This window comes from Halomonas sp. GXIMD04776 (assembly GCF_049808615.1).
Taxonomy (GTDB): domain Bacteria; phylum Pseudomonadota; class Gammaproteobacteria; order Pseudomonadales; family Halomonadaceae; genus Modicisalibacter.
In genome coordinates this window covers 47778-63653 of the sequence record NZ_JBNCAN010000009.1, presented here as the reverse complement: position 1 = coordinate 63653, position 15876 = coordinate 47778, and the positions used below count along the sequence as shown (strand labels likewise).

The 15876-nt window shown below is 59.6% G+C and carries 15 protein-coding genes; 3 read left to right on the top strand and 12 right to left on the bottom strand.

Annotated elements, in window-relative coordinates:
• Positions 1-163: 163 nt before the first annotated feature.
• From ACPF7Z_RS07835 to ACPF7Z_RS07780, 12 genes are all read right to left on the bottom strand, one after another.
• A complete protein-coding gene (locus ACPF7Z_RS07835; protein ID WP_425192714.1) occupies positions 164-1180 on the bottom strand; it encodes a TRAP transporter substrate-binding protein in 1017 nt (338 codons plus the stop codon).
• Positions 1181-1193: 13 nt separating this feature from the next.
• A complete protein-coding gene (locus tag ACPF7Z_RS07830) occupies positions 1194-1985 on the bottom strand; it encodes a FadR/GntR family transcriptional regulator (protein ID WP_425192713.1) in 792 nt (263 codons plus the stop codon).
• Positions 1986-2118: 133 nt separating this feature from the next.
• Positions 2119-2382: a DUF6506 family protein gene (locus tag ACPF7Z_RS07825; RefSeq protein WP_425192712.1), complete on the bottom strand. Its 264-nt coding sequence runs from the start codon at positions 2380-2382 to the stop codon at positions 2119-2121.
• 162 nt (positions 2383-2544) lie between these two features.
• The gene (locus ACPF7Z_RS07820) at positions 2545-4101 is read right to left on the bottom strand and encodes a M14 family zinc carboxypeptidase (RefSeq protein WP_425192711.1); all 1557 of its coding nucleotides are present in this window, start codon (positions 4099-4101) and stop codon (positions 2545-2547) included.
• A 112-nt stretch (positions 4102-4213) separates the two neighbouring features.
• Positions 4214-5731: a TolC family outer membrane protein gene (locus tag ACPF7Z_RS07815; protein WP_425192710.1), complete on the bottom strand. Its 1518-nt coding sequence runs from the start codon at positions 5729-5731 to the stop codon at positions 4214-4216.
• Positions 5732-5735: 4 nt separating this feature from the next.
• Positions 5736-7139 (bottom strand): HlyD family type I secretion periplasmic adaptor subunit, encoded by a 1404-nt coding sequence (locus tag ACPF7Z_RS07810; RefSeq protein ID WP_425192709.1) that lies wholly within the window; start codon positions 7137-7139, stop codon positions 5736-5738.
• Complete coding sequence (locus tag ACPF7Z_RS07805; RefSeq protein WP_425192708.1) at positions 7136-8920, bottom strand: type I secretion system permease/ATPase; 1785 nt, start codon at positions 8918-8920, stop codon at positions 7136-7138. Before ACPF7Z_RS07805 ends, ACPF7Z_RS07810 begins: the two co-directional genes overlap by 4 nt.
• Positions 8921-9132: 212 nt before the next feature.
• Positions 9133-10398: a serine hydroxymethyltransferase gene (gene glyA / locus ACPF7Z_RS07800; protein ID WP_425192707.1), complete on the bottom strand. Its 1266-nt coding sequence runs from the start codon at positions 10396-10398 to the stop codon at positions 9133-9135.
• 155 nt (positions 10399-10553) lie between these two features.
• On the bottom strand, positions 10554-10952 hold the full coding sequence (locus tag ACPF7Z_RS07795; protein ID WP_425192706.1) for a type II toxin-antitoxin system VapC family toxin: 399 nt from the start codon (positions 10950-10952) through the stop codon (positions 10554-10556).
• 90 nt (positions 10953-11042) lie between these two features.
• Positions 11043-11171: an antitoxin gene (locus tag ACPF7Z_RS07790; protein ID WP_425192705.1), complete on the bottom strand. Its 129-nt coding sequence runs from the start codon at positions 11169-11171 to the stop codon at positions 11043-11045.
• 37 nt (positions 11172-11208) lie between these two features.
• Positions 11209-13809 carry an ABC transporter permease gene (locus ACPF7Z_RS07785; RefSeq protein WP_425192704.1) on the bottom strand — a complete coding sequence of 867 codons (2601 nt, stop codon included), beginning with the start codon at positions 13807-13809 and terminating at the stop codon, positions 11209-11211.
• Positions 13806-14522: an ABC transporter ATP-binding protein gene (locus ACPF7Z_RS07780; protein ID WP_425192703.1), complete on the bottom strand. Its 717-nt coding sequence runs from the start codon at positions 14520-14522 to the stop codon at positions 13806-13808. Before ACPF7Z_RS07780 ends, ACPF7Z_RS07785 begins: the two co-directional genes overlap by 4 nt.
• On the opposite strand from ACPF7Z_RS07780, the gene ACPF7Z_RS07775 reads away from it, so the two are divergent.
• From ACPF7Z_RS07775 to ACPF7Z_RS07765, 3 genes are all read left to right on the top strand, one after another.
• A complete protein-coding gene (locus ACPF7Z_RS07775; RefSeq protein WP_425192702.1) occupies positions 14521-15192 on the top strand; it encodes an arylesterase in 672 nt (223 codons plus the stop codon). The genes ACPF7Z_RS07780 and ACPF7Z_RS07775 overlap by 2 nt on opposite strands.
• A gap of 62 nt (positions 15193-15254) precedes the next feature.
• A complete protein-coding gene (locus ACPF7Z_RS07770) occupies positions 15255-15518 on the top strand; it encodes a type II toxin-antitoxin system Phd/YefM family antitoxin (RefSeq protein ID WP_425192701.1) in 264 nt (87 codons plus the stop codon).
• Positions 15515-15862 carry a type II toxin-antitoxin system RelE/ParE family toxin gene (locus ACPF7Z_RS07765; RefSeq protein WP_425192700.1) on the top strand — a complete coding sequence of 116 codons (348 nt, stop codon included), beginning with the start codon at positions 15515-15517 and terminating at the stop codon, positions 15860-15862. Before ACPF7Z_RS07770 ends, ACPF7Z_RS07765 begins: the two co-directional genes overlap by 4 nt.
• Positions 15863-15876 lie beyond the last annotated feature (14 nt).

Here is a 15876-nt window from a genome sequence, read left to right as displayed (position 1 = left end):
TCCTCTAAACAAAAAACAGAAGGAATCCGGGCAGATTCCTTCAGTGTTCTCGGGAACCCGATTCATCGGGCGATGGGGATACCCCTATCGCTTGCTGAAGCAAGCTCCTACCAACAAGCAAGACCGTCGGCTTTTTTAGGTGACCCTAGTCAACAAGCCACGCTTACATCAGGTTGTTTTCCTTGAGATAAGCCACCACCGAGTCATAGACCTTCTGGGTCATGTCGTTCTTCTCGGCCCAGACAGCCCACTCCTCTTCGGCAATATTGCGGAACTTGGCGCGTTCCTCATCCGACATATCGATAATCTCGATGTCGGGGTCCTGGCGTACCTCTTCTACTGCTTCCTGGTCGAGTTCCTTGAGCTTGGCCACCATCTCGTCGGCCATGTCGTCGACGGTGCTTTCAAGCATGCTCTTCAAATCGTCCGGCAGGCTATCCCAGATCTCCTTGTTGAGGGATACCGCCACCATGGGAAGCGAGTGAAAGCCCGGATAGTTGGGATAAGGCGCAAACTCATACAGGCCTTGCTTGTAATTGGTGGCGAAGACGGTGTAATCCGCCGCATCGATCACGCCCTTTTCCAGCGCCGTATAGACCTCGGAACCCGGTAGGTTCACCGGGGTGGCACCGGCTTTCTCGAAGATGTTGTAGACCATGCCTTCCGGGGCACGCAGCTTCAGTCCCTTGAGATCGTCGACGGTGCGAATCGGCCGCTTGGAGGGCAAGGCTTCAAGGCCCGTGGCCGCGGCACCGATCAGATGCAGGCCGTAAGGTTCGACCAGCTCGTTGTAGAGTTCTTCGCCACCGGCATTGCGCATGTAATCGAGAAACTCGTTGGGATCGCCCCAGGCGCCGACCAGGTTGCCCAGCATGCCGAAGGCCGGGTTCTGCCCGGTGAAATAGCTGGGATCGGTCAAATGGCCCTGAAGGGTGCCGGACTTGACGGCCTGCAGGGTCTGGTTGGCCTGAACCACTGCATTGACCGGCAGGATCTCGATCTGGATGCGACCGTCGGATTTTTCCTCGACCTCATCGGCCCAGGCCTTCTTGATCTCGTACTGCGGCTCACCGGAAGTTTCCGAGGTCTGGAAGGTCCACTCGTATTCGGCGGCCTGAGCATTGAGCGCCATGGCACCGAGTACGGCAGCGGTAATCGTCTTGAGTGGAATGCGTGACATATTTAGCGTTTCCTTATCCATCTGTTGTTTGAGCTTCGTGATTTACTGCTTGGGGCCCAAGGGTAGGCAGCACCGGAAGCAACCCTTCAAGCCCCAGATCTCGCCCGGTGCGATCCAGCACCGCCAGGGCCGCCTGGGCGGCCTTGTCGGGCTGACGCAGGCGAATGGCTTCCATAACGCGGCGATGACGCTCCATGCTGTCGTGGAGTTCATCGGCACTATGGTTGGATTTCTCCACTAAAAGTGCGATAGCAGGCTTCAACACATGGCTGATCTGTGCCCAGACAAGGTTGTGAGAAGCCGTGAAGATCGCCTCGTGAAAGTCGACATCGTATTCATCGTGGCTACGCCCTCCCCAGCATAGATCATCTTGCTCAAGGGCATTGATCATGCCGTCATAGGCGGTTTCGATCGCCAACAGATCGGCGGCGGTGGCATGCTCTGCGGCCAGGCGCGCGACGAAGGGCTCCACGGCCACGCGGAAGGCGAATATCTCGCGCTGAATACTCGGATTGGGCTGGGCAAAACGCGCCATCCAGGCACTGACCCGAGGGTCGAGCAAGTGCCACTCGGCCAATTCACGCACCCGAGTGCCTTGCCCGGAAATACGTTTCAGCAGGCCTGCCGCCACCAGCAGCTGCAGGGCGCTACGCACCGTACTGCGGCTGACACCGAACTGGTCGCACAAATCGATCTCGCGGGGCACATAATCGCCCGGTCCATAGCGACCGCTGAAGATGGCTTCAGCCAGGTATTCAGCGATGTCGGGGCGTCTGGAGCGACCCGTGGCGATAGCGTGATTCATGAAATAGTGTCCGAGCTTGTAGGACCAGCGTTTAGCTATGTCCGACATAGGATCGGATAATAACGAAAAGAGCGCCTTTGAACTTTAGTTTAAAGGCGCTCCGTCAAAGCCATGATATGGGAACTGCATCCTATCAATCGAAGCGCACGAGCCCTACCTTGACGTTGCCTCCTGCCATCTCACGCACTGCCTTCAATCCTTGCTCACCGAAGCTCGAGCTGAGTTCGATCGTATCGACCCCTTGCGAGGTGAGCTCTTGTGTCAAGCGCTTAGCGGCATCGATATCGCTCAAGGTGGCAATGCTGAGGGTATGGCCGTTACTGCTCTGGCTGCTCAGTGAGGTATTGCCTGGCGCAGGCACCAGGATGAAGAAGGCCATATGTTGAGTAGACGCCATGATAAAAACTCCAGAAACGCTTGGATAACGAGTTTAAACGTATGTAACGATTTGCATCCTAGCGCTTCAGCACAACCATCGAAACAGGAATTTCACAATGCGACCGCGATCAGACGTCGCGAATCGCACTGTGCTCTCGTTTATATGCTGGTCTATCAGGGTTTACGCGATCGTGTAATCCGTTGCTTCACTGCTCTCCTGAATACCCATCAACGCCGCCCCAGCGTCACTGAGCCCCAGGTCCGAAGTCATCGAATCATTCTGAGCCGGTGCTGCGTCGGCGACCATGGCCTGGTCATCGAAGGTCATGTTCTCATCGCTTGCCCATTGCAGGCTATCGCGCTGACCCGTGGCGTAGATCTCCTCGAAGGGGAGTCGCTCACCCCGCTCGGCTATCGTCAATGCCTCTGCCGGATCGAGCTCATCAAAGGAGTCATCCGCCACGGCCTCGATGACCCCCAGCATGCTCAGCAGGCCTTCGGCGGTGAGGGCGCTGGCCAGGGCGCTGTAATCGGTATCGAGACCTTCCTGAGCGATCTGATCCATCTCCTGCAAGCCGCGCTGTTCGATCAGCAATGTCGGTGTACCCTCCAGCGCCAGACCGTTGCGCGCTATGGCCGGGGTATCACTTCCGGGAAACAGAGAGAGCTGATTGTGATCGAAATCCTCGAGCTGGTTGGCGATCGCCACCGCGGCACGCTGGCCGGTTTCCGATACCTGGGGTTCCACCTCGGGATTGGTTGCCCACTGCACCGACATGGTATCGAGTTCACCATCGTCGCCGAGATAGTTGTTCTGGTGGTGATAATCCAGAAACAGATCCGGCTCATATTCATCGACCACCTCGAGCACCGCCAACGCCTCGGGGATGGTCTCCGGATCGGGACGATTGGCGGCATCGTAGCTGCGATTGAGGTCCATATCCGCGGAGTTGCGCCGTGGGTCGAGCACGTCCTGATCGCCGGCCGCCTGTTGCTCCCAGCGCGCAAACCCATCCGGATTGACCCGCGGCATTGCCACCACGGTCACTTCTTCACGTAGGTTCTCGGCGTACTCGGTATCTGCACTGAGAATATCGAGCAGCTCGACCAGCGCCTCGGTGCCCAATGGTTCGTCCCCGTGTTGCTGGGAAACGATCATGATGGTCTTGTCGCCTTCCCCTACCTCGGCCCGATAGAGCGGTCGCCCTTCCAGGGATTCACCGGCCACGTCCAGTTTCAGGGCGTCGCGCTCATCGTCGAGCGCTTCGAGATCTGCGTAGAGTTGTTCATTGGAGCGCAGGTTATCCAACGTCAGCTGCTGGTCCTTGTCGAACTCGCGCTGAGAGACATTGCTTGCGTAGTAATCGGCGATGGAGAACTTGGCGAAGCTCGCCTCCTGATCGGCAGGACTTGCGTTACTGAGCAGCGCCGGCACCACCTCGTCACGCTGTAACGCGCCACTGTCCAGCTGCTCGGTCCAGAACGACAGGTCGTCGGAATCCGGCTCACGCTCGAACAAGGCATCGTAGAGGTTGGTGATCAGTGCTTCATCATCGGGTTTGTCCCCTTTAGCGCGAAAATCGCTGTAGTAGGAAAAGCCTGTCGCCAGCTCATCGAAATCGAGGATATCCTCGTCGAGTAAATAGGCTCCTGCACGCTGGCCAACAGGATCGGCGGGCTGCCCTAGATAGGCGGCATATAGCGCCTGAACCTTCTGCTCGGCAAAGCTATTGTCCATAAGTACTCACTCCGGATCGAAAGGCGAATGCACCTGCCCTCGGCGCATATCGAAAAGGGTAGCGCAGAAGCGCTGGAAAGCCATCCTTTCAACAGCGTTTTTTGTGAACCGTTCAACCACTCTGCTCGACACCGGAGATACGCGACAGCAAAGCGGTGACCTGCTGCAGGTCCTGGGTATCCAGATCACCCACCGCAGCTTCCAGGTTCAAGGTATCGAGCAGATACTGCCGCGCGACTTCAACAAACTGAATACGCAGATCGTAGAGTTCGGCACGAGCATCGAGCACATCGACCAGATCACGCAGCCCGAGTTGCTCACCCTTTTCCGCGGCCTCCAGGAAAAGCCGGCTGGACTCGATGGAGCGCTTGAGCGCCTCGATCTGGCGCACATCGCCATTCAGGCTGCGCATGCGCTTGCGGACTTCCTGCTGCGCCAGGTTGAGACTGTTGGTATAGGCCGCTTCGCTGGCCAGCACGGTCAATTCCCCCTGACGCACGCTTGCCGTGGTGAGCCCCCCGCGGTAGATCGGAACATTCAGCTCCAGGCCTGCCGAGGCACTTTCATTCTCGCGGAAGGGATCGTTGGAATCGCGGTCCGCGTAGCCCAGATTGAGATTCAGCTCCGGATAGTGCCCGGCGCGACGGACACTGGTGTCTTCGCGGGCCACCTGTTGCTTCTGCTTTGCCAGTTGCACCTCGATATTGCCCGGCGTGCGCGTCAGCCATTCGTCCACCTGTCCCCAGTCGCTTTTCACCTTCAACGTCGAAAGATCGTTCAGCGCGACGCCGGAAAATGCCGGTAGCTGGCCGGTGAGACGCTGCAGATCGCTCAGGGCGTTGTCCAGTTCATTTTCCGCACGAATCTGATCGGCGACGGCCTGATCGCGGCGCGACTGGGACTCGAGCAGATTGATCCGATCGCCGACCCCCAGATCGTAGGCACGTTGCGCCTGCTTTACCTGAAGGGTAAGGGCTTCGCGCTTGGAATCGAGCAGGCCGAGTTTACGCGAGGCTAGATAGGCATCGAGATAGGCCTCGGACACCATCAGCGCCAGGTCGCGCTCGGCCACCGCAACCTGCAGCTCCGCGGCGTCACGCTGGGCCTTGGCCTTATCGACCTGGCGCCAGCGCTCGAGGCTGAACAGCGGCTGGGTCAACTGCACCTGCCAGGTAGTATCACGGGTTTGCCCTTCAAACCGTGTTTCGTTGTCGGGATCGCCGACCAAGTCGTTGCTGGGATCGTACTGAGGGTTGCCGGTGTAGTAATTGTCCGTGTCCTGGTAGGTATAGCCGGCACTGGCATCGACCCTTGGTCGTAATCCCGCCTGGGCCTGGGGAACCTGCTGGGCGGTGGCCTGCATGTCATAACGCTGCCGGGCGAGTTCGGCGTCGTGCTCCAATGCTTGACCGAAGAGTGCCGGCAACGAAGGAAGTGCGTTGGGCGCGGTCGAGACATTGCTACTGCCCTCGGCGCCGAACACCTCGCCTCGGGAGACGGCTTCCTCAGCAGCGGAATCCGACGGTTCCGTCATGGATCGAGCACCAACAGACGGGGTGAAAAGAAGCCCCAGCAGAAGGCCGGCAAGGGAAATACGCTGCATGCTTGTGGTCTTTGCATAAGCTGCCACGGCTCTACTCCTCGCGCATGGCACGCGCCAGCATGTCGGTAATGGGCTTTGCCACGTAACTCGCGAAGGTACGCTCACCGGTACGGATCATGACTTCCGCGGGCATCCCCGCCAATAGCTGCATGCTGTCGGTCATGTCACGCCTGCCCTGCTCGGTCACCTTGATTCGCGCCTTGTAATAATGGGTACCGGTGGCCTCATCCTTGAAGGTATCGGCACTCACGTGAACGACCTCTCCCTCGATGACATTACTCAAGCGCTGATTGAAGGCGCTGAAGCGTATCTCGGCTTCCTGACCACGGTAGATATTGTCCACATCGCGATCCGGAATGCGGGCTTCGACGACAAAGCCATCCCCGGAGGGCACCACGTCCATGATCGGCTCCCCCGGTTTCACGACCGCCCCGAGGGTGTGTATCTGCAGCCCGACCACGGTGCCGGAGACAGGTGCCACCACCGTGGTCCTTCCCACTTGATCTTCCAGGGCGATGATGCGTTCCTCCGCATCGGCAATGCTCACCTGAGCTTCGCGTAGCTGTTCGCCCACTTCCTGCTGGAACTCCTGGCGCTTGACCTGCTTCTGGACATCGTTTTCGCTGATCTGGGACTTCAACCGCGCGATCTCGGAGCGATGCTGGGCGATTTCGCCCTCGTACTGCAGAATCTGGCGTTCGAGTTCGCGCAGGCGCTGATTGTCACCAAGCCCCTCCTTGAACAGCGAGCGATAGTCACTGGCCTCCTCCGCCAGGGAATTCATGCGTGAGCGATTATTGCCGATCATCGCCTCGAGCCCCTCGATCTGCTCGCGCATCTGCACGACCTGCTCATCGAGCGCATCGAGGGTGCCCGTGAGCGCATCACGACGGGCCGCGAACAGCGCGCGCTGTACCGCCAGCACTTCCTCGACACGCTGGGAGTCACTCTCGAGCAGTTCATCGGGGAATGTGAGCGAGTCGGCCCCTTTCTGCTCGGCCAACAAGCGCACCTCGGCGGCGCGATTGATCAAGTACTGGGAGCGTGCAATCTGCAGCCGGGAAAGCGCCTGAGTATTATTCAGCACGATCAGTGGATCGCCCGCCTCGACGTGATCACCGTCCTCGACGAGGATCTTCTTGGCGATGCCGCCCTCGAGATGCTGCACCGTCTTCTTGAAAGATTCTACGGAGACCGACCCGGGGGCCACTACCGCGACGGCAAGATCGGCCGTGGCTGCCCAGCCACCGAACCCCCCGAACGCGAGGAGCAGAACCCCGAGGCCCAGACGGCGATACCCCTTGTCCATGGTAGGCAGGCGACTTGCATGGGCTGTCGAGGCGTCACCGGGCAGCGCTTGCCTGGGTGTGACATCGATGCTGCGATGCTCGGGATTGTCTGAAGGGTTGGAAGCGTCTTTCATATTCCCTGTCATGGCCCCTGCTCCTCGGATTGCGACCCTCTGCCTGCCTGTCCGCCACGAATGGCCGCCAGGCGCGCACTCTGAGCCTGACCGACCTGCTTCTTGTTGGCAGCGCTCTGCTTGGCGAACTGCGCGAATACCTGATCCCGCGGCCCATACATGCTGACCTGCCCATCCTTGAGTACCAGCAGGTTATCCATATGCTTCAGGATGCTGGTGCGATGGCTGATGACGAAGAGCGTGACGCCCTCTCTCTTGAGTGTTCGGATCGCCTCGGCCAGTGCCCGCTCGCCGCGGTCATCGAGATTGGAATTGGGCTCGTCCAGCACCACCAGGACCGGATTGCCGTAAAGCGCCCGAGCGAGTCCTATTCGTTGACGTTGACCACCGGAGAGCACGCCACTCGACGCGCGAATAGCGGTGTCGTAACCGTTGGGCAGCTGCAGGATCATCTCGTGTACACCGGCCTTGCGAGCAGCCCCGACCACCTTCATGGCATCGACGTTGCCGAAACGCGCGATATTCTCGCTGACAGTGCCATCGAACAGCTCGATATCCTGGGGCAGATAGCCGATGTAGGGCCCCAACTCATCGCGATTCCATTGAGTGATATCAGCGCCATCCAGACGCACCTTCCCGACCTGGGGAGGCCAGATGCCCAACAGCACCCTGGCCAAGGTGGATTTCCCCGCCGCACTGGGCCCGATGATGCCTACATGCTCGCCTTTAGCCACCGTGAAGTTGACGCCGCGAAGGGTCGCCATGCGCACCCCGGGCGGCGCGGCCGCCACGGACTCGATAGTCATGGCGCCATCCGGCGCTGGCAGCGACATGCGCCGGTTCTCTTCTGGAATCTGCTCGAGCAGTTCATTCAAGCGCTGATAGGCGCTGCGCGAACCGACGAACCCCTTCCAGCTGCCGATCATCTGATCGATGGGGGCCAGTGCTCGTCCCATCAGGATCGAACCAGCGATCATCATGCCCGGGGTCATGCTGCCCTGCAGCACCAGGTACGCGCCCAGGCCGAGAATCAGGGACTGGAACAGTAGCCGCAGCACCTTGGACGCATTGGTCAAAGCACCGGCTCGATCGCTGGCCTGGGACTGCTTGGCCAGGAACTCGTAGTGCTTGCTGGCCCAGCGTCCCATGATGCCGGGCAGCATGCCCATGGCGTGCAACACTTCCGAATTGCGTAGATTGCTGTTGGCCAGCTCCTGCGCCTGGATCTGCTCGCTGCTGGCCTCGGCCAGCAACGTCTTGGTCGCCTTCTCGTTGGCAATCGCCAGCATCAGCAGCACGATGCCCGCCATCGTCGCGAAGATGCCCAACCAAGGATGAAAGAGGAACAGCACCGCCAGATAGACCGGCACCCAAGGGGCATCGAAGAAGGCAAAGAGACCATTGCCGGTCAAGAACTGTCGCACATTGGTCAGATCATTGAGCGGTTGTGCGGTCTGCTGCCCCTGAGCCAGCACGCTGCGCCGGAACATGGCGGTATAGAGGCGCTGGTTGATCGACGTATCGAGCCGATTGCCGACCCGGATCAGGATTCGCGAGCGCACCAGTTCAAGGCATCCCATTACCGCGAACAGGAAAACCACCACCAAGGTGAGCATGAGCAGGGTTTCTTCGCTGCGCGTCGTGATGACTCGATCGTAAACCTGCAGCATGTAGAGAGGAGGCACCAGCATGAGCAGGTTGATGAACATGCTGAAAAACCCCACCGTCATGAAGGACCCCTTGCAGGCTTTCAGCGCACGCTGCAGGTCGGTGGCTTCTTTACGGATGGCCATAGGCACGGCTCGCTGTTGGCAAATGAATGGTGAATGTCCATTTGGGCGCAGCGCATTCCTTTTGCCCGGCCCTAGCGAGGCGCCAGGGTACCAGATTCCTGATGTTGAAATGAGAATAAATTGCAAATAAAAGCGCCTTGATGGGCCAAGACGCCTTGCGGGTTTCAGATCAGCCGGATGGGAAAAAAGCGTCTGACAACATGACCCTCAGATCAGTCGCGATAGACCGGGTAGCGGGCACAGAGGGTCTCGACCTTGCTTTTCACCTCGGCTTCCGCGGCGCTGGAATCGCCCTCGGCCATGGCATCGAGGATATCGCAGATCCAGCCCGTCAACTCCTTGCATTCACTCTCGCCGAAGCCCCGGGTGGTGACCGCCGGCGTGCCGATACGTAGCCCGGAGGTGACGAAGGGGCTCTGCGGATCATCCGGCACGGCGTTCTTGTTGACCGTGATATGCGCGCGCCCAAGCGCGGCATCTGCATCCTTGCCGGTAATGCCCTGCTTGATCAGAGACAGCAGGAAAAGATGATCCTCGGTCCCCCCCGAGACGATGTCGTAACCACGCTCCATGAAAACACCGGCCATGGCCTGAGCGTTCTTGACTACCTGTTGCTGATACTCCTTGAATTCCTGCGTCATGGCTTCCTTGAAGCATACCGCCTTGGCGGCGATGACATGCATCAAAGGACCGCCCTGGCTGCCAGGGAACACCGCGGATTGCAGCTTCTTCTCCACCTCCGCGCTGCCCTCGGCGGACAGGATCAAGCCGCCGCGCGGACCCTGCAACGTCTTGTGGGTGGTGGTGGTGACCACGTGCGCATGAGACAGCGGGCTCGGATAGACACCAGCGGCAACCAGGCCCGCAATGTGCGCCATATCAACCAGCAGGTAGGCTCCTACCTCGTCGGCGATCTCACGGAAGCGCTGCCAATCGATGATCTGTGAATAGGCCGAGAAGCCGGCGATGATCATCTTCGGCTTGTGCTCCTTGGCCAGGGTCGCGACCTGGTCGTAGTCGATGCGACCGCTGTCATCGAGACCGTACTGCACGGCGTTGTAGTGCTTGCCGGAAAAATTCGGCTTGGCACCGTGGGTCAGGTGACCACCCGCGTCCAGGCTCATGCCAAGGATGGTATCGCCGGGCTTGACCAGCGCCTGAAATACCGCAGCGTTGGCTTGAGAGCCAGAGTGCGGTTGCACATTGGCATAGGTGGCGCCAAATAGCTTCTTGGCATAATCGATGGCCATGTCCTCGACCACATCGACATATTCGCAGCCGCCGTAATAGCGCTTGCCGGGATAGCCTTCGGCGTACTTGTTGGTCAACTGAGTGCCTTGAGCCTCCATGACCCGGGGACTGGCATAGTTCTCGGAAGCGATCAGCTCGATGTGGGCTTCCTGACGCACGACCTCCTTCTCCATCGCGTCGAACAGGGCATCATCGAAACCGGCAATCTGCATGTCACGGGTGAACATCGGCGGGCATCCTCGAGTTGGAGAAACCAAGACGAACATGATACCTCAGCGCCACACTCCTTTCACAGGAAAGGGCCTCGAGGTCATTCGATAATTACTCAATCCTGGTTTAGTAACACTGACGGTCAGACTGTTTGATTTTTTAACACCCGAAACTACTGGGTCCAATCCTCGATGTGTAAGCCATCCACATACTGAAAGACCCTGTCATTGGTAGCCAGTACAGCCCCAACTTCCAGTGCGTGTACAGCGATAAGAAGATCCAGATCGCCGGGTGTCTTTCCTCGGCTTTCAAGGTCCGCCCTGACAACGCCGTATCGGTTTGTCAGCGAGCTATTCCATAAAAGCACATCGATACGGCGCAGGAATTCGTGAACCATTAACGCCAACCGCTTGGCCTGGGGCCGCTTGGCAAGCCCATAAAGCAATTCCGCCTCTGTGATCGCTGAAATACACAGGGATGTCATCGGGGCGGCCAAGACTCGAGCATCCACTGCCGGGAGCCCCTTCACAAAGTGGCTCACGATATTCGTATCCAGCATGGTGCGTTTCATTCCCTCCATCCTTCGAAGGGATCACGCTCCTGCGTGCCTGTTTGCTGGTGCTCTTCCTGGCTGAGTAAAGTCTTTTTCAACAGCGCAGCTCTACCGCGCCGCCAAGAAAGAATCCCAGTTGTCGGGGCTACGCGAGATGATGACATCGCCGGTGTCCGGGTCACGCCGAATAAACACCTCTTCACAGTCATCAAAGCGGTAGGCAACGGGCAGTCGCACGGCTTGGCTCCGACCGTTTTGAAAAAGGTGAGCTTTCTCATGCCTCGCCCAGTAGCCCCAGGCTTGCCATGGGTGTCTGACGGCGCACGCTGCGGGATAGCGCGTGACCGATGAGGCCGATGAGCAGCGCTCCGCCAACGGGCAGGATCACCCACATCAACCAATGTATTCGGGGTGCCAGTTCCAGCCAGCCGATATACACTCCGGCGGCGGCGGCTTCCGCTAGCAGCGCTCCCATCAGACCACTGGTGAAGCCCAATAGCGCGAACTCCACGCCCTGAACCCTGGAAATCAGCCGATCACCGGCGCCGAACACCCGCAATAGGCCGCTTTCATGGGTGCGCAGCGTGTGGCTGGCGGTCAGGGCGGCATAGAGCACGCTCACCCCGGCAAGCAGCACGAAGGCCAATACGAATTCCACCGCCCGGGTCACTTGAGACAATAGCTCCCGCACTCGACCCAGGATGGCCTCGACGTTGATCAACGATACCCCGGGATAGGCGGATACCAGCTTGCCCGGGACATTGCTGCCATCCTCGACGTGAAAGGCGGTGATGTAGCTATGGCCGAAACGCTCCAGGGTGCCGGGCGGGAAGATGACAAAGAAATTGGGCTTGAAACTGTCCCACTCGACGCTGCGCAGGCTGGTGATTTCGCCGGTAATATCCGCCCCGCCAATAGAGAATGTCAGAGTATCCCCAAGATCGACCTCGAGGCGTCCGGCCAGGCCGCTTTCCATTGAAATCGGCACAGGCTGATCGTTCTCAGGAGCCGCCTCGACATCCTGCGCAAACCACTGCCCCTCGACGATACGGTTGCCGGAGGGCACCTCGGTCTGCCAGGTCAGGTTGAGCTCCCGGCGCAGGGCGTTGTCACCTCGACTCTCCTCCGGCACGACCTCCTGTGGCGGCTGATCGTTGATCGTCACGATGCGCCCCCTCACCATGGGGTACAGGGCACTTCGCGTGTCCGCGGCATCGCCCAGAATATCGATGAAGCCTTCGCGCTCGTTGGGCTGGATATTGATGGCGAAATAGTTCGGCGTATCTTCGGGCAGCTGGGCCTGCCAAGTGGTCAAGAGATCGCCCCGTACCAAGGTAATGATCGCCATGGCGGCGAAGGTCACCGCGAAGGCCAGCAACTGACCGAGACTGGCCTGGCGCCGCCGCGCCAGCTGCCGCGCGCCAAGGCGCAACGCCTGGGCACCCCCGCTTGCGCCATTGCCGAAACGCCCGGCCAGGCGCAGTACCAACCCGAGCAACAACCAGCCCAACGTCCACAGCAGTACCAGCCCCACCAGACCGCCCAGCAACAAACCGAGAGAGAGCATGAAATCGCCGGAATAAAGCCACAGCAGACCGCCAAACACCAGGCTCGCGACACCGACCACCAACCAGGCGGAGGCCGGCAATGGATCGAGCTCACGGCGCAATACCTTGAGCGCGCTGACCTGCTTGAGCCGCAGCAGGGTCGGTCCGGCAAAGCCCACCAGCACCGCAATCGCGGTCAAGATGCCAAGTAATAGCGGCAATATACCCGGGGGCGGCAACTCCAACGGTAGAAAGCGTGTCAGCAGCGCCAGCAACCCCGCTTGCCCAGCCAGTCCCAGCAGCGCTCCGAGGATCGAAGCGGAAAGCGCCAGCCACAGCAGTTGCAAGGCGAACAGCTGCGTCAACTGGCGTTGAGACGCACCAAAACAGCGCAACAAGGCGGCGGTATCCAGGTGGCGATCGACATAGCGCCGGGTGGCCATGGCGACCGCGACTCCAGCCAGCAGCACCGCCGCCAATCCCGCCAGGCTCAAATACTTCTCCGCCCGCTCCAGGGCGTTGCCGAGCTGCGGGCGATCCTCGCGCACGTCCTCCACCTCGACACCTTGCCGCTCCAGTCGGGCAAGCAACTCTTCGACCCCAGCCACCGCCTCGGGCGGTCCCTTGGCTAGCAACTCATACTCGACCCGGGAGCCCGGGCGCACCAATCCGGTGGCATCGAGATCGTCGATGTGCATCATCAGACGCGGGTTGAAGCTGCCGAAACCGGCGGATTGATCCGGTTCGCGCTCGATCAGTCCGCTCACCTTGAGCTGCATCTGACCGAGCTGAAATGACTCGCCAATCGCGATATTCAGTAATTGCGCCAAACGTGGCGCGACCCATGCACTCCCTGGTGACGGCCCATGGGCCACTTCTTCGACACCGTCGCCCATATCCACCAGCACCTTGCCATAGAGCGGATAGGCCTCATCCACCACCTTGAGACTCGCGGGCTGAAACGACTCGTTGCGGCTTGCCATCGACACCAGATCGACCTGGTCCGCCAGGGTCAGCCCCGCCTCTTCCAATTGCCGGCGCAGGTTCGCATCGAAGGGCTTGCTCTGTTCGAGCTTGATATCCCCACCTACCAGCTGGCCTGCCTGCCGGGTCAGCCCCCGATCAAGCCGATCGAGGAAGAAGCCGATCATGGTCGAGGCCGCCACCGCCAGGGCCAGGGCCACGAACAGCGCACGCACATCGCTTGCACGAAGGTCACGCCGCAGCCCCTTCAAGGAGAGTCGTAGTAGACCGGCCTCGCCTTTATCCTTTTTATCTACAGCACTCTTCACTCTGGGATTCGCGCTTCTACTGATGCCTTCGCTCATGCTTCTACCTCGTCCCGGTCAAGGGCGGCCAGATGGCCAGCATCGAGCTTGAGACAGCGATCGCAGCGCCGCGCCAGATGATGATCGTGGGTGACCAGCACCAGGGTCGTGCCGGCTTCGCGGTTGAGCTCGAACAATAGATCGATGACCTTTCCGCCGGTACCGCGATCAAGGTTGCCGGTAGGCTCGTCGGCGAACACCAGTTCGGGAGCGGTGACGAAGGCGCGAGCCACGGCCACCCGCTGCTGCTCACCGCCGGAGAGTTGCTTGGGCAGATGGTTCATGCGCTCTCCCAAGCCCACTCGGGCCAACCACTCCCGACCTCTGGCCTGATGATCGCTGCCTGGCAACAGTTCCAGCGGCAGCAACACGTTTTCCAGGGCGGTCAGAGTCGGCAACAGCTGGAAATTCTGGAACACGAAGCCCACTCGCCCGGCACGAAGTCCCGCGCGACCATCCTCATCGAGAGCGGTCAGCGACTGGCCGAACAAGATGAGCTCACCACTGGTCGGAATATCCAGCCCCGCCAGCAAGCCCAGCAAGGTGGACTTGCCGGCGCCGGAACTCCCCAGGATCGCCACGCTCTCACCGGGGAACACCTCGAGATCGAGATTGCTTAGAATATCCAGCCGACGCTCGCCGCTGAGAACCTGCTTGCCAAGGCGCCGAGCATGTAGAATCGAGGTCATTTCACGCGTTTGGGAGTTGAACATGATGCACGCTTTCCCTGTGGTTTCACGGTGCCTGAGCGGACGCCTGATGGCGACGCTGCTGTTATTGCTGTCGCTGTGGACAGGCATGGCAAGTGCCGCCAATACGACACTGCTGGTGATGGGTGATAGCCTCAGCGCCGCCTATGGCATCGAGCGTCAGGCCGGTTGGATCAGTCTACTGCGCCAACGCCTGGGCGACGAGGTCAAGGTCGTCAATGCCAGTATCAGCGGAGAGACCACGTCTGGCGGTGCGACCCGCCTGCATAAGCTACTCAGACAACACGCCCCGGACATCGTTCTGATCGAGCTGGGCGGCAACGACGGTCTACGCGGCCTGTCCCCCAAGCAGATGCGCCATAATCTTTCGAGCATGATCGAGGCAAGCCAAAAGGCCGATGCCGAGGTGCTATTGGTGGGTATCGAGATACCCCCTAACTATGGCCAGGCTTACGCAAGGGCTTTCAAGGCGGTCTATCGCGATCTGGCCGAGCAATACGATGTACCCCTGGTGCCCTTTCTGCTCGACGGTGTCGCCCTTGAGGAGGACCTGATGCAGGACGATGGCATCCACCCCACCGCCGAGGCCCAGCCGCGCATGCTCGAGAATGTCTGGCCCGAGTTGAAAGCGCTGCTGCCAGAGCAGACCCAGGAGCGAATGGCAAGCCAATGACCGGCTCGCCAATGGTCCATTGATGAACTAAACTTGGTCCATCGCTTGATAAGGTGAATCCCATGCGCATCGAAACCATCAGCTATCTGAAGCAGAATGCCGCCACCCTGGATGTCGAGGAGCCGCTGGTCATCACCCAGCATGGCAAGCCGACCTATGTGGTGGAATCCTATGCCGCCCACGAGCGCCGCGAACAGGGCATCGCCCTGCTCAAGCTATTGAGCCTGGGTGAACGCAGCCGTGAAGCCGGCATGACCATGAGCGCCGAGGAATTCAAGGCCAAGCTCAAGGCTCGCCATCAGGCTGATAAAGGCGAGCCACTGTGAGTCGACGCTTTGAGATCTATTTCGAGGAAACCGCCGAGGCCTCCCTGGAGTTTTGCGAACATTTTTTGATCGATCAATTGGCGATGTCCCTCGATGATGCTCAAACGATATCTTTACATCTAATTGATACCGCTACGGATCGCCTATCAGACCATGCCGCCACCTATGCGATCTGCCGACAGGCAGCGGCGCTTGGCACCCACCACTACCGCGAACTGCTGATCGACAATTACCGTGTCGTTTACCGCATCTGGCCGGAAACCCATGCCGTCTCCATTTATCTGTTCGCCCATCAGCGCCAGGATTTCAAGCAGCTATTGTTTCAGTATCAGATGCTCATGTAACACCACCATCGCTC